The sequence below is a fragment of the Pseudomonas sp. FP1762 genome, from assembly GCF_030687105.1.
GTDB classification, from domain to species: Bacteria; Pseudomonadota; Gammaproteobacteria; order Pseudomonadales; family Pseudomonadaceae; genus Aquipseudomonas; species Aquipseudomonas siliginis.
The window spans coordinates 5,790,765-5,804,995 of record NZ_CP117458.1 but is presented as its reverse complement, the minus strand read 5'-3'; the positions used below and the strand labels follow the sequence as shown (position 1 = coordinate 5,804,995).

The following is a 14,231-nucleotide window of genomic DNA, read 5'->3' as shown; positions in this document are numbered from 1 at the left end:
CGCCAAGCCAATACGGCAAAGGCCCCAGAACCGTTTTACCGATGGGCAACAAGACCCCTCTAACCATGGGGTTGTTTCAGTACAGCGGCCTACCCGCTATACTTGCGCCCGCCTGCGAACCGTGGCCGCAGGCGTGAATAGCCACCATTGAGGGTGAACGCGTGAACCTAATTATGAAAATGCTGGCTGCACCAGCAACCGTACTGGCCCTCTGGGCTGTCAGCGCTCAAGCTGCGACAAATGACGACATCGCCAAACGCCTCGAGCCCGTCGGCCAGGTGTGTGTTCAAGGGCAGGAATGCAAGGGTATGGAAGTGGCTGCTACCGCTGGCGGTGGCGGCGGAGCAAAGGCCCCTAAAGACGTGATCGCCAAGCACTGCAACGCTTGTCACGGCACGGGCCTGCTCGGCGCGCCGAAGATCGGCGACAAGGCAGCCTGGAAGGAGCGGGCCGATCATCAGGGTGGTCTGGACGGCATCCTCGCCAAGGCCATCACCGGCATCAACGCCATGCCGCCAAAAGGCACCTGCGCCGATTGCTCCGATGAAGAGCTCAAGGGCGCGATCAAAGAGATGTCCGGTCTGTAATCAGCGCCGGCTTTGAAAAAAAACCGTCTTCGGACGGTTTTTTTGTGTCTGTGGTTTCTGGTTTCCGATTCATTCAGGCCCTGATCCCTCCAAACCAAACACTGTCCTTTGCAGCAAACTCAAGGCAATCTCGGTCTACCCCTATCAATAGAACGGGCGGGAGGCTTCAGATGGTGCAGTTGTGTTCGATCGAACAGGCGGTGGACGACGTGCTGGCGCGTTTGCCTGCGCACATCCACATGGGCCTGCCGCTGGGGTTGGGCAAGCCGAATCACTTCGTTAACGCGCTATACCGGCGCATCAAGGACCTGCCCGAGCGGCAGCTGACGATCTATACCGCGCTGTGCCTCGGTCGGCCGAATCTGGGCGATGGCTTGCAGAAGCGCTTTATCGAGCCTTTCGTCGAGCGCGTGTTTGGTGATTATCCGGAGTTTGATTTTCTCGCCGATCTCCAGCATGACAGCCTGCCCGCCAACATCCGTATCCAGCAGTTTTTCATGCAGCCCGGCAGTCTGCTCAACAGCGCGCCGGCGCAGCAGGATTACGTCAGCAGTAATTACAGCCATGCCGCCCGCGACATCAATGCGGCGGGCCTGAACCTTGTGGCGCAACTGCTGGCCAGCAACAGTGAGCATCCCGATCGTCTGAGCCTGAGTTGCAACCCGGACATTACCCTCGATCTGCTGCCGATGATCGCCAAGCGCCGCGAGGCAGGGGAGACCATTGTGCTGGTCGGCCAGGTCCATACGGATCTGCCGTACATGCCCGGCGATGCGGAAGTCGACATCGATACCTTTGACCTGCTGATCGACGAGAAGGACAGCAGCACGCTGTTTTCCACGCCGAACATGCCGGTGGGCTTTCAGGATCATTTCATTGGTTTGCACGCCAGTGCGCTGGTGCGCGATGGCGGTACATTGCAAATTGGTATCGGCTCGATGGGGGATGCGTTGACTGCTGCGCTACTCGCGCGGCAGGCCGATAACGCCGGCTATCAGGCGGTGCTCGATGACATCAACCTCAGCCAATGGGCGCAATTGATTCAGCGCGAGGGCGGCACCGCGCCATTTGCCAAAGGCCTCTACGGTTGCAGCGAGATGTTCGTCAACGGGCTGCTGGTTTTGGCGGATGCCGGGATCATCCGGCGCAAGGTCTATCCGGATGTGCCGACCCAAGAGCAGGCCAACGCCGGCAGCCTAGATGAAGCGGCACAGCCTGACGGTATCTCGGTGCACGGCGGCTTCTTCCTTGGCCCGCGCAGTTTCTATGAGCGGCTGCGCGAGTTGCCGCAAAGCAAGCTGCTGGAATTCAACATGACCCGTATCAGCTACATCAACGAGCTGTACGGCCAGGAAGAGCTCAAGCGCTTGCAGCGCATCGATGCGCGCTTCATCAACACCGTGTTCACCATGACTCTGCTCGGCGCCGGCGTGGCTGATCAATTGGCAGACGGACGCGTGCTCAGCGGTGTCGGTGGGCAGTACAACTTTGTTGCTCAGGGCCACGCACTGGAAGGCGCGAGATCGATGTTGATCCTGCGCAGCTGGCGCGAGTCCGGCGGCGAGGTCAATTCCAATATCGTCTGGGACTACGGCCACTGCACGATCCCGCGGCACCTGCGCGACATCGTCGTCACCGAGTACGGCATCGCCGACCTGCGCGGTAAGTCCGACGCGGCGGTGATTGAAGCGCTGCTCAATATCAGCGATTCGCGCTTCCAGCCGGGGCTGATCGAACAGGCGCAGAAAGTCGGCAAGCTGCCAAAGGATTTCCGTATCGATCCACGGTTTGCCGATAACACACCGCAACGCTTGCAGGCGATTGCCGCGCGACATCCGAACCTGTTTCCGGAGTATCCGCTGGGCTGTGATTTCACTGTGATCGAACGGGATCTGCTGCGGGCGCTGAACTGGCTGAAGAGCAAGTTCAAGCTGACGGAGATTCTGGAATTGGGCAAGGCAGCGCTGGATGCGCCGGAGGCCTCAACGTTCCCGGAACACCTTGAGCGGATGCAGCTGACCAATCCGGAGGGCCTGAAGGAGGACCTTTTCCAACGCCTGCTGCTCACAGGCCTCAAAGCTACCGCGCAATAACTGCCCACACCAGAACCCACTGTGGGAGCGAGCCTGCTCGCGAAAGCGGTGTGTCATTCACTCAACAGGGTGACTGACACAATGCATTCGCGAGCAGGCTCGCTCCCACAGGGGAAACTCGGTGCCGCTGGTTACTCGATGAAGGTAACGACGCCATCCTTCAGCGATTGCACCCGGGCCAGCGACTCAACGCGGTAGCCCTGCGAGTCCAGTTCGGCGCGGCCGCCCTGGAACGACTTTTCGATGACGATGCCCAGACCGGCGACGGTGGCGCCGGCCTGTTTGATGATCGAGATCAGCGCTTGCGAGGCCTTACCGTTGGCCAGGAAATCGTCGATGATCAGCACGCGGTCGCTGCTGGTCAGGTGGCGCGGGGAAATGGCCACGGTGCTTTCGGTCTTCTTGGTGAACGAGTAGACGGTCGCCGAGAGCAGGTTTTCAGTCAGGGTCAGCGACTGTTGCTTGCGGGCGAAGATCACCGGCACGCCGAGGTTCAGACCGGTCATGATCGCCGGGGCGATGCCTGAGGCCTCGATGGTGACGATCTTGGTGATCCCGGAGTCCTTGAACAGCGCGGCGAATTCGTCACCGATCAGCTTCATCAGGGCCGGGTCGATCTGGTGGTTCAGAAAAGCGTCGACTTTCAGGACCTGATCGGAAAGCACGATGCCTTCTTCGCGGATTTTTTTGTGCAGTGCTTCCACAACAGCTTCCTCTGTTGGCGCGATGGGCGCCGAAGGTAGATTAAAAAGTAGTCGATTCTAGCGCTTTAACATCGCGCGTATATCGGCCAATGCGCTATTGCCACGCACGGCTTTGACTTCAGTCGGGGTGTCGTCGTTGCCTTCCCAGGCCAGATCGTCCGGCGGCAGTTCATCGAGGAAGCGGCTCGGCGCGCAGTCGATGATTTCGCCGTACTGCTTGCGCTTGGCTGCGAAGGTGAAGGCCAGGGTCTGGCGGGCGCGGGTGATGCCCACGTAGGCCAGGCGACGCTCTTCTTCGATGGTGTCGGCTTCGATGCTGGAACGGTGCGGGAGGATTTCCTCTTCCATGCCCATGATGAACACGTAAGGAAATTCCAGCCCTTTGGACGCATGCAGCGTCATCATCTGCACACCTTCGGCACCGTCCTCTTCTTCCTGCTGGCGCTCAAGCATGTCACGCAGCACCAGTTTGCCGATGGCGTCCTCGACGGTCATTTCGCCGTCTTCGTCTTTCTCGAGGGTGTTTTTCAACGCCTCGATCAGGAACCAGACGTTGCCCATGCGGTAGTCCGCCGCCTTGTCGCTGGAGCTGTTGGTGCGCAGCCAGTTCTCGTAATCGATGTCCATGACCATGCTGCGCAGCGCAGAGATCGGATCTTCGCCGGCGCACTGCTCGCGGACCTTGTCCATGAAGCGCTTGAAGCGCGCCAGGCGATCGGTGAAGCGGCTGTCGAGATGTTCGCCCAGGCCAATTTCGTCGGTGGCGGCGTACATCGAGATCTTGCGTTCGGTAGCGTAGTTACCGAGCTTTTCCAGGGTGGTCGAGCCGATCTCGCGGCGTGGCACGTTGATCACGCGCAGGAAGGCGTTGTCGTCATCCGGATTGACGATCAGGCGGAAGTAGGCCATCAGGTCCTTCACTTCCTGACGACCGAAGAAGCTGTTGCCGCCGCTCAGGCGATACGGCACCTGGTGGTGTTGCAGCTTCAATTCGATCAGCTTGGCCTGGTAGTTACCGCGATAGAGAATCGCAAAATCGCTGTACGGGCGGTCGGTGCGCAAATGCAGGCTGAGGATTTCCATCGCCACGCGCTCGGCTTCGGCGTCCTCGTTGCGGCAGCGGATCACGCGGATCTCGTCGCCGTGGCCCATCTCGCTCCACAGCTGTTTTTCGAATTCGTGCGGGTTGTTCGAGATCAGCACGTTGGCGCAGCGCAGGATGCGGCTGGTGGAGCGGTAGTTCTGCTCCAGCATCACCACTTTCAAGGACGGATAGTCGTCCTTGAGCAGCATCAGGTTTTCCGGGCGCGCGCCACGCCAGGCATAGATCGACTGGTCGTCGTCGCCGACCACGGTGAACTGGTTGCGCTTGCCGATGAGCATCTTCACCAACAGATACTGGCTGGCGTTGGTGTCCTGGTATTCGTCGACGAGCAGGTACCGCACCTTGTTCTGCCACTTTTCGAGAATGTCGGCGTGTTCTTCGAAGAGCTTTACCGGCAGCAGGATCAGGTCATCGAAGTCCACCGCGTTGAACGCCTTGAGCGTGCGCTGGTAGTGGGTGTAGACGATCGCGGCGGTCTGTTCCTTGGGGTTGCGCGCGTTTTCCAGGGCCTGGGCGGGCAGGATCAGGTCGTTTTTCCAGGCGCCGATCATGTTCTTGATCTCGTCGACGCCGTCGTCGCCCGCGTATTCCTTCTGCATGATGTCGGTCATCAGGGCTTTGACGTCGGTCTCGTCGAAGATCGAGAAACCGGGTTTGTAGCCCAGCCGCGCATGCTCCTTGCGGATAATGTTCAAGCCCAGGTTGTGGAAGGTGCAGACGGTCAGGCCGCGTCCTTCGCCGGCACGCAACAGGGTGCCGACCCGCTCTTTCATTTCGCGCGCGGCCTTGTTGGTAAAGGTCATGGCGACGATGTACTGGGCGCGGATGCCGCAGTTCTGAATCAGGTGCGCGATCTTGCGCGTGATCACGCTGGTCTTGCCGGAGCCAGCACCGGCGAGCACCAATAGAGGGCCGCCGACGTAGTTCACGGCTTCTTGCTGCCGGGGATTGAGTCGGGACATACGAAAATTCGGGAGTCGTTGACGAAATGGGCCGGCATTTTAACAGGCTCAGCGATTTGTGCTGCTCTGTCCGACTTGTGACGCAACACGCGATTCAAATTTGCCGGTTTTGTTACTTTCACGCAGGATGCGCGGGGATTTTGCGGCTAATGTTCTCATTCGTGACACAAAATAACGTTTCGAGGCCGTTGTCATCAGACAACGCATTGGTCATTGTTCAGCACACCGGCATAATGCCCCGCCTACATCATTGCAGAGTCTAGGGAGTCAGCTTGTCTACGCCTGTCGAACCCTTGCGTTTGCTGCTACTGGCCGAAGAGCCAGCGTGGACAGCGTTGTTGCGTGAGTGTCTGGCTCCGATGGGGAGCGCGGCGGTGCTGATCAGTGCGCCGAACTGGGATTCGGTCAGCCGCCTGTTCGAGGACAACCGCCACGCGGTACTGCTGACCCTGCCAGCGTTGCAACCGCCGCCCGGTCGCTGCAGCCTGCCGACCGTTCTGCTGCTGGAGCACGAACCGGCCACTGCGCCGGTCGGTGTCAGCGACTGGCTGGTATTCGACGCCCTCGATGCCGGCATGCTCCAGCGTTGCCTGCGCCATGTGCGCGAGCGCGGCGTGCTGGAAAACACTCTCCAGCGCCTTGCCGAACAGGACCCGCTGACTGGCATCGCCAATCGCCAGGGCTTTCAGACCCTGCTTACTGCGCGTCTTGCCGAAGGCGACGGTCGCGGCCTCGCCCTCGGCCATCTCGATCTCGACAACTTCCGCCATGCCAACGATGCCCTTGGTCATCAGGCCGGCGATCGCTTGATCCTGCAAGTGGTCGCGCGGCTGAAAAGTCAGCTGGAGGCCGGCGATCAACTGGCACGGCTGGGCAGCGATGAATTCGCTCTGCTGATCGATACCCGCCGCGCGCCGCAACGCGCCGAGTGGATGGCCGAACGTATCACTGAGGCGTTGGCCGAACCTTATTGGGTCGACGGCGAGAGCCTGCTGATCGGCTCCAGCCTTGGCATCGCCCATGCCCGCGCCAATGGCGGCGCCGATCCACTGATGTGGCACGCCCATATCGCCATGCAGCAGGCCAAGAGCACACAGGGCTGCACTTTTCATATCTTCAACGAACGCATCAACCGCAACGCGCGGAGCATGGCCGACCTCGAAAGCGAGCTGCGCCGGGCCTTGCGCCGCGATGAGCTGGAACTGCATTACCAGCCACGCCTGAATCTTGAGGACGGCCAGATTGTCGGCCTCGAAGCGCTGGTGCGCTGGCGTCATGGCGAGCGCGGTCTGTTGCCACCGAGCGAGTTCGTCCCGCTGGCCGAGCAGAGCGGTCTGATCGTGCCATTGGGTTACTGGGTGATTTCCCGCGCCTTGCGCGATATGCAGGCCTTGCGCGAGCAGGGGCTGCCGGCGCTGCACATGGCGATCAACCTGTCGTTCCGCCAGTTTCAGGACAGCCAGTTGCTGCCGACACTCAGCCGTCTGATTGCCGAGCGCGGCGTCGAGGCGCAGTGGCTGGAATTCGAACTGACCGAAACCGCGGTAATGCGGCGCAGCGATCTGGTCAAACAGACCATGGATGCGCTCGGCCGCCTCGGTGTGCGCTTCTCCCTGGACGATTTCGGCACCGGGTTTTCGTCGTTCGTGCACCTCAACAGCCTGCCCATCACATTGCTGAAGATCGACAAGAGTTTTGTCGGCGGCATGGAACAGCGCGAAGAGAACCGCAAACTGGTGCACGCGATGATCAACCTCGCGCACAACCTGCATCTGGAAGTGGTCGCCGAGGGCGTCGAGACGCCGGAGCAACTGGAGTTGTTGCGCGGGTTCGGCTGCGATCAGGTGCAGGGTTATCTGATCAGCCGGCCGTTGCCGCTGGATGAGCTGGTGGAATATCTGACGTCTGGATCGAACCAGCAGCCGGCCCTGGAAATCGTCGGTTGATCACAATTGTTGCGGCCGGCGCAAATCCCCGTGGGAGCGAGCCTGCTCGCGAAGGCGTTATGTCAGCTGGATGATCTGGGCCTGACACTCGGTCTTCGCGAGCAGGCTCGCTCCCACAAAGGAAAACCTCATTCGGCCTGGGGGATGTTGAAACCTTGAGCTTGCGGCTCGCGCCGAATCATCCGCTGCATCTTCCATTCGAACGCCAGCGTCAGGCTCACCGCCGCGCACGCCAGGCCCAACGCCAGACCCCACCAGACACCCGTCGGCCCCCAGTTGAGGTGGAACGCCATCCACCACGCCGCCGGTGCGCCAATCAGCCAATAGCAAGCCAGTCCGACCAGAAATGTGGTTTTGGCATCCTTGAGCCCACGAATACAGCCCATGGCAATCGTCTGCGTGCCGTCGAACAGCTCGAACCACGCCGCTACGGCCAGCAGGCTCACCGCCAGACGGATCACCTCGGCAAACGCCGGGTCATTATGGTCCAGGAACAGGCCGACCAACTGGTTCGGCCACAGCCAGAACACCAGGGCGAAGCCGAGCATCACCACGGCGCCGAAAGCGATACCGACACGCCCGGACATCCGTGCATCGACCAGTTGCCCGGCGCCGTAGTGTTGGCCGACGCGCATGGTGATGGCATAGGACATCCCGGCCGGGACCATGAAGGCCACCGACACGATCTGCAGGGCGATCTGATGCGCACCCATTTGCGTACTGCCCATGGTGCCCATGCACAACGCGGCAAAGGCAAACAGCCCGACTTCCACCGCATAGGTGCCGCCAATCGGCAGGCCCAGGCGCCAGAGTTCTTTCAGGTATTTCCGGTTCGGCCGCGACAGACCGGCGCGCAACGGATAAGCGTCATAAGCCGGATGCCGACGGATATGCCAGGCCAGCGCCAGTGCCATGCAGTTGGCGACAATCGCCGTGACCAGACCGATGCCGGTCAGACCCAGTTGCGGCAGGCCGAACATGCCGGTAATCAGCGCGTAGTTGAGCAGGAAGTTGGCCACCGTGCCGGCGAGGCTGATGACCATCACTGGCGTCGCCCGGCCGATTGCACTGGTAAAGCCGCGCAGAGCCATGAAGCTCAGATAACCGGGCAGGGCGAAAGGCAGGGCGATGAGGAATTGCCCGGCGGCGTTGACGTTGGTTTCGGTCTGGCCGAACAGCAGCAACACAGGTTTGAGGTTCCACATCAGCAGCCCGGCGCCTAGGGCCATCAGCCACGCCAGCCACAACCCGGCCTGCGTCAGCCGCGCCGCGCCGATGATGTCGCCGGCACCCTGACGGATCGCCACCAGTGTGCCGACCGCTGCAATCACGCCGATGCAGAAAATCGACACGAACGAGTAGCTCGCCGCACCGAGGCCGCCACCGGCCAGCGCTTCGGGACTGAGGCGCGCCATCATCAGGGTATCGGTCAGCACCATCAGCATGTGCGCCAACTGCGAAGCAATCAGCGGCCCCGCCAGCCGCAGAATGGCCCAGAGTTCGGTACGCACAGGATGCTGCATGGTCATCACCACCCAAATATCAGAGGAAGCAGAAGAGCGTCGATTCTCGGCGCTTGGCAGGCTTTGCACAAAGGGATAAAAAGGATGGGTGGCATGATTAATACTCATCCTGAAACGTACCCGCCGAATTGGCTATATCCCCGCTACTGGAGCTTTTTGTATGTCCCGACGCCTTCCGCCGTTGTATGCCCTGCGCGCATTCGAAGCGGCAGCGCGACACAGCTCGTTCACCCGCGCGGCGGAAGAATTGTCGATCACCCAGAGCGCGGTCAGTCGGCACATGCGCACCCTTGAAGAACACTTCGCCTGCCGGCTGTTTCATCGCAGCGGGCGCAACCTGCAACTGACCGAATCGGCACGGCTGCTGCTACCCGGTATCCGCGAAGGCTTCGCTGCCCTCGAGCGCGCCTGCAATACCTTGCGCGCCGAGGACGACATCCTGCGCATGAAAGCGCCATCGACCCTGACCATGCGTTGGCTGCTGGCGCGGTTGAGTCGCTTCCGCCATTTGCAGCCGGGCAATGAGGTGCAACTGACCAGCGCGTGGATGGACATTGATTCGGTGGACTTCAACAACGAACCGTTCGATTGCGCGGTGTTGCTCAGTGACGGGCATTTCCCGCCGGACTGGGAAGCGAGCCTGCTGTTTCCCGAGGAATTGATTCCGGTCGGCGCGCCGAACCTGCTCAATGATCAACCTTGGGATGTAGCGCGTCTGGCGACCGCCGAACTGCTGCACCCGACCCCGGATCGCCGTGACTGGCGCAGTTGGCTGGAGCGCATGGGTCTGTCCGAGCAAGTTTCGCTTAAGGGCGGGCAAGTGTTCGATACGCTGGAGCTGGGCATGATCGCGGCGGCGCGCGGCTACGGCGTTTCGATGGGGGATCTGTTGATGGTTGCCGAAGATGTTGCGCAAGGGCGCTTGAGCCTGCCGTGGCCTACGGCCGTCGCCAGTGGCCTGAATTATTACCTGGTCTGGCCAAAGCCGCGCCCGGGAGGTGAACGTTTGCGCCGCCTCAGCGATTTTCTCCAAGGCGAAGTCCGCGCCATGCAATTGCCGGCGGTAGAGCGCTTGAGCTGAAACGTTCGAGCCGGCACAATGCCACCACTGCGCCATACCCACGCAATGCGCTCAAGTATTCGGTTTTACCGCCGACTACGAGCTTGTGGAACCGTCGTGCCGGTTCCGCGTTACACCCCACTATTAGAATATTTTCCGGGCAATTACCGCGATCAAGGAGGATTCGGTGGCTCGGCCAGGAGCTGTTCATGTCTCAACCTCGTGCTCGGATCGCCTCGCAGCTGGGCCTTGCCCTTGCTGTGATACTGGCGATAGTCATCAGCGGCAGTACGGTGTTCGCCTTGCGTTCGCTGGATTCCGCCAACCTCGCCACCCGTGAAGAGCATCTGGCCAGTGAGGCCCGGCTGCTGGCCGATCAACTGAGTACCTTCCACGGTACGCTGCGCGAAAGCACCCTGCGCCTGAGCGGTCTGTTCGAAAAACGCTTCGGCAGTGGCCTGAGTGTGCACCCCGATCAGCCAGTGACCGTGGCCGGCGTGCAGACCCCGGGTCTGCATCTGGGCAACGAAGTGCTGAACAACAACTTCAAGGAAGTTGACGAGTTCAAGCAGATGACTGCCGGTGTGGCCACGGTATTCGTGCGCAGCGGCGAAGACTTCATTCGCGTCAGCACCAACGTCAGCAAGCAGGACGGCACCCGTGCCATCGGCACCGTGCTCGATCATGCCAACCCGGCCTACGCGAAGTTGATGGCAGGGCAGAGTTATGTCGGCCGCTCGTTGCTGTTCGAGCGCTACTACATGTCGCAGTACACACCGGTGCGCGATGCGGGCGGCAAGATCATCGCCGTGTTGTATGTAGGTTTCGATTACACCGACGCGCAGAACGCGCAGTTCGCCAATCTCAAGCGCTTCCGCATTGGCAAGACCGGCTCGCTGGCCCTGCTCGACGAGCAGAACAAATGGCTGGTGCCGATTGCCGGTGTCGAAAACCTGGATCAAGCCGCCCCGACCATCAACAATCTGGTCAAAACCCCGGGCAAGGGTGAGTTCTGGAGCGACAAGGGCGAGGACTTCTACAGCATCGCCGTGCCGTTCGAAGGTGGCCCTTGGTCGGTGGTGGCGAGCATGCCGAAAGCCGAGATCCGCGCGGTGACCTGGAGCGTCGGTACGCAACTGGCGATCGGCAGCCTGCTGGCGATGTTGCTCGCGGTCGGTTCCGTGGTCTGGCTGCTGCGCAGCAAACTCGCGCCGCTGGGCGATCTGGTGCGTCAGGCTGAGGCCTTGGGTGCTGGTGATCTGAGCGTGCGTCTGAACGTATCGAGCCACGATGAAATCGGGCAGCTGTCCCGCGCGTTCAACCAGATGAGCCAGGCGCTGTCGACCATGGTCGAGCACATCCGCCGCGCTTCGGAAGAGGTCAATAGCCGTGCGCAGGCGCTGTCCGGTTTGTCCGGCGGTGCGTATGAGGGCATGGAGCAGCAGTCGGGCGAAATCACCAGCATGGCCGGCGCCGTGGAAGAGTTCAGCGCGACGTCGTTGAACATCGCCGACAACATGGGCGCGACCCAGCGCCTGGCGCAGGAAAACGCTCAGCAAACGCAGATCGGCCGCAGCTCGATGGAAGAAGCGTCGTCGTCGCTGGAGCAGATCGCCGGTGCGCTGAACAGCACCGCCAGCGTGATCAACACGCTGGGGCAGCGCTCTCAGGAAATCGGCGGAATTGTCGGTGTGATCACCTCGATCGCCGAGCAGACCAACCTGCTGGCACTCAACGCTGCCATCGAAGCCGCGCGTGCCGGTGAACAAGGTCGCGGTTTTGCCGTGGTCGCGGACGAAGTGCGCAGCCTCGCCTCGCGTACCCGTCAGGCGACCGATGAAATCTCCAGCATGATCCACAGCATCCAACAGGAAACCGGCAACGCGATCAGCACTATGGAACAGGGCAACGTGCTGATGCAGGAAGGCCTGTCGCGCAACGCCAATGTCGCCTCGGCGCTGGCGCGGATCGACGAGCAGAGCCGTTCGGCAGGCCAGCAGTTCGCCGCGATCACCACCGCCACTCAGGAGCAGAGCAGCACTGCTACGTTGCTGAGCAGCAATTTGCAGAGCATCGCACTGGCCAACAGTGAGCAGCGTGAGGTGGTGTCGAACCTGGCTGTCACCGCGAAAGAGCTGGAGAAGCTGGCGGCGGATCTGCGTTCCGAGGTTGACCGCTTCCGTTGATGCATCTTTGAAACAGCTATCGCGAGCAGGCTCGCTCCCACAGTAGTCGGCGTAATTCACAAATATTGTGAAGGCCCGATGTCCCTGTGGGAGCGAGCCTGCTCGCGAATGCTTTTCTCCCACCGCTTCTTTGCACTTGCTGAAACGTTTCCGCAGCGCTATAAAAATGGCACAACTCCAATAAAGGCTGCTGCCATGACCCCGCTCAAACTCCTCGTCGCCCTCGGCGCATTCTCTGCCGCTTCTCATGCCATGGCTTGGGACTATGTCCTAATCGACGCCAACACTCCGGCAAAAAACCGGACGATCACCAGTGAGCAACTCGGTGTAAAAACCGCCAAACCGTTTTCCGTGACCTTGCGTACTCTGCATGGCGGTCGTCAGGAGGGCGTCAGCATCGTCGACATCGATAACGGCACGATGAAACTCTCGGTGGTGCCAACCCGTGGCATGAACGTGTTGCAGGCTTCGGTGGGCGACGTGCGCATGGGCTGGGATTCGCCGGTCAAGGACGTGGTCAACCCAGCGTTCATCGAACTCAACGGTCGCGGTGGTCTGGGCTGGCTGGAAGGCTTCAATGAGCTGGTCACCCGTTGCGGTTACGAGTGGGTTGGCCATCCCGGCATGGACAACGGCGAACTGCTGACCCTGCACGGTCGCGCCGCCAACATCCCGGCCAGCACCGTCACTTTGCACATCGACGAGAAGCCGCCGTATGCCATCACGCTGCGTGGCGAGCTGAAAGAGCAGGCATTCAAGAAAGTCGATTTCTCGGTAGCGACCGAACTGGTCACCGAACCGGGCAGCGCAAGCTTCGCCCTTAACGACACTCTGACCAACAACGGCGACTATGCGAAGGAATATCAGGCGCTGTATCACAGCAATTTCAGCACGCCGTTTCTTGAGCAAGGGGCAAAATTCGCTGCGCCGGTGAAGCAGGTATCGCCGTTCAACGACAAGGCCAAGGGTGACCTGCCCGACTGGCAGACCTATCGCGCGCCAACCAAGGACTACGACGAAACTGTCTACAACGTCGTGCCGTATGCGGACGCCAAGGGTGACACCTTGACTGTGTTGCACAACAAGGCCGGTAGTCTCGGCGTATCCGTTGGCTTCAACACCGAGCAGTTGCCGGTGTTCTCGCTGTGGAAAAACACCGACACCCAGGGGCAGGGCTACGTCACCGGGCTGGAGCCTGGGACGAGTTTTTCCTATAACCGTCGCTATCAGCGGCCGTTGAATCTGGTGCCGACCATCGCCCCAAAACAGCACAAGCAGTTCCAGATCAGCTACAGCCTGTTGGCGGATAAAGCTGCGGTGGATAACGCCTTGAAGCGTGTGACCGATATTCAGGCCGGGCGTGATACCGAAGTGCGTCAGGCACCGCTGGTTGATCTGACCGAGCATTAAGGTGTCGCCGGCCGGTATTGCAGTGCCTCGGCCAGATGCTCGCGGGTAATCGCATCGGCCTGCTCAAGATCCGCCAGTGTGCGCGCGACCTTGAGCAGGCGATGCGCCGAGCGCAGCGACAGGATCAGTCGCTCGCATGCCGCCTCCAGCCATTTCTCGTCAGCTGTGGATAACTTGCAGTGACGCTTGAGCCCCGGCAGATCGAGAAACGCATTGGCACAGCCCTGACGCTTCTGCTGTCGTTCGCGAGCCTCGGCCACCAGAGCCGCAGCGCTGGCGCTGTTTTCGCCGGGCTTGGCTGCCGGATTCAACGCGGTTGCCTCCCGCGCCACGGTCAGGTGCAGATCGATCCGGTCCAGCAGCGGCCCTGACAGCTTGTTGCGATAGCGCTGGACCATGTCCGGTGTGCACGAGCATTTGCCGCTCGGTTCGCCAAGATATCCACAGGGACACGGATTCATCGCGGCAACCAATTGAAATCGCGCGGGGAAACGTACGCGATCCTTGGCCCGCGCGATGACGATATGTCCCGACTCCAAAGGCTCGCGTAAAACTTCCAACACCTTGCGATCAAACTCCGGCAACTCATCGAGAAACAGCACGCCATGGTGGGCGAGGGTGATCTCGCCGGGTTGCGGTTTCGAGCTGCTGTCGG

Annotated in this window: 9 protein-coding genes and 1 pseudogene; 6 read left to right on the top strand and 4 right to left on the bottom strand. The window is 60.9% G+C overall.

Annotated elements, in window-relative coordinates; genetic code table 11:
* Window positions 1–173: 173 nt before the first annotated feature.
* Both PSH90_RS26085 and PSH90_RS26080 read left to right on the top strand, forming a co-directional pair.
* Complete coding sequence (locus PSH90_RS26085) at window positions 174–587, top strand: cytochrome c5 family protein (protein WP_039757383.1); 414 nt, start codon at window positions 174–176, stop codon at window positions 585–587.
* A gap of 170 nt (window positions 588–757) precedes the next feature.
* Window positions 758–2,680 carry an acetyl-CoA hydrolase/transferase C-terminal domain-containing protein gene (locus PSH90_RS26080; protein ID WP_305381774.1) on the top strand — a complete coding sequence of 641 codons (1,923 nt, stop codon included), beginning with the start codon at window positions 758–760 and terminating at the stop codon, window positions 2,678–2,680.
* 131 nt (window positions 2,681–2,811) lie between these two features.
* Here PSH90_RS26080 and PSH90_RS26075 read toward each other — a convergent pair whose 3' ends face one another.
* Both PSH90_RS26075 and rep read right to left on the bottom strand, forming a co-directional pair.
* Window positions 2,812–3,384 (bottom strand): xanthine phosphoribosyltransferase, encoded by a 573-nt coding sequence (locus PSH90_RS26075; RefSeq protein WP_016772573.1) that lies wholly within the window; start codon window positions 3,382–3,384, stop codon window positions 2,812–2,814.
* Window positions 3,385–3,441: 57 nt separating this feature from the next.
* Entirely contained in the window at window positions 3,442–5,451 is a 2,010-nt protein-coding gene (gene rep, locus PSH90_RS26070; RefSeq protein WP_016772574.1) for a DNA helicase Rep, read from the bottom strand.
* A gap of 272 nt (window positions 5,452–5,723) precedes the next feature.
* Between rep and PSH90_RS26065 the strand changes: the two genes are divergently transcribed.
* Window positions 5,724–7,397, top strand: a complete 1,674-nt coding sequence (locus PSH90_RS26065) for a bifunctional diguanylate cyclase/phosphodiesterase (protein ID WP_056791613.1) — start codon at window positions 5,724–5,726, stop codon at window positions 7,395–7,397.
* A gap of 128 nt (window positions 7,398–7,525) precedes the next feature.
* Here PSH90_RS26065 and PSH90_RS26060 read toward each other — a convergent pair whose 3' ends face one another.
* Window positions 7,526–8,920: a NorM family multidrug efflux MATE transporter gene (locus PSH90_RS26060; RefSeq protein ID WP_252877102.1), complete on the bottom strand. Its 1,395-nt coding sequence runs from the start codon at window positions 8,918–8,920 to the stop codon at window positions 7,526–7,528.
* A gap of 160 nt (window positions 8,921–9,080) precedes the next feature.
* Here PSH90_RS26060 and PSH90_RS26055 point away from each other — a divergent pair, with 160 nt between their 5' ends.
* The 3 genes from PSH90_RS26055 to PSH90_RS26045 all read left to right on the top strand — a co-directional run bounded on the left by PSH90_RS26055 (window position 9,081) and on the right by PSH90_RS26045 (window position 13,576).
* Entirely contained in the window at window positions 9,081–10,001 is a 921-nt protein-coding gene (locus tag PSH90_RS26055; protein ID WP_122698699.1) for a LysR substrate-binding domain-containing protein, read from the top strand.
* A 188-nt stretch (window positions 10,002–10,189) separates the two neighbouring features.
* On the top strand, window positions 10,190–12,166 hold the full coding sequence (locus PSH90_RS26050; protein ID WP_016772578.1) for a methyl-accepting chemotaxis protein: 1,977 nt from the start codon (window positions 10,190–10,192) through the stop codon (window positions 12,164–12,166).
* Between the two features lie 195 nt (window positions 12,167–12,361).
* Complete coding sequence (locus tag PSH90_RS26045) at window positions 12,362–13,576, top strand: aldose 1-epimerase family protein (protein ID WP_305381773.1); 1,215 nt, start codon at window positions 12,362–12,364, stop codon at window positions 13,574–13,576.
* Here the strand turns inward: PSH90_RS26045 and PSH90_RS26040 are convergent.
* Window positions 13,573–14,220 (bottom strand): annotated as a pseudogene (locus PSH90_RS26040) (ATP-binding protein); the annotation flags it as partial. The gene PSH90_RS26045 and the pseudogene PSH90_RS26040 overlap by 4 nt on opposite strands.
* Window positions 14,221–14,231: the final 11 nt, after the last annotated feature.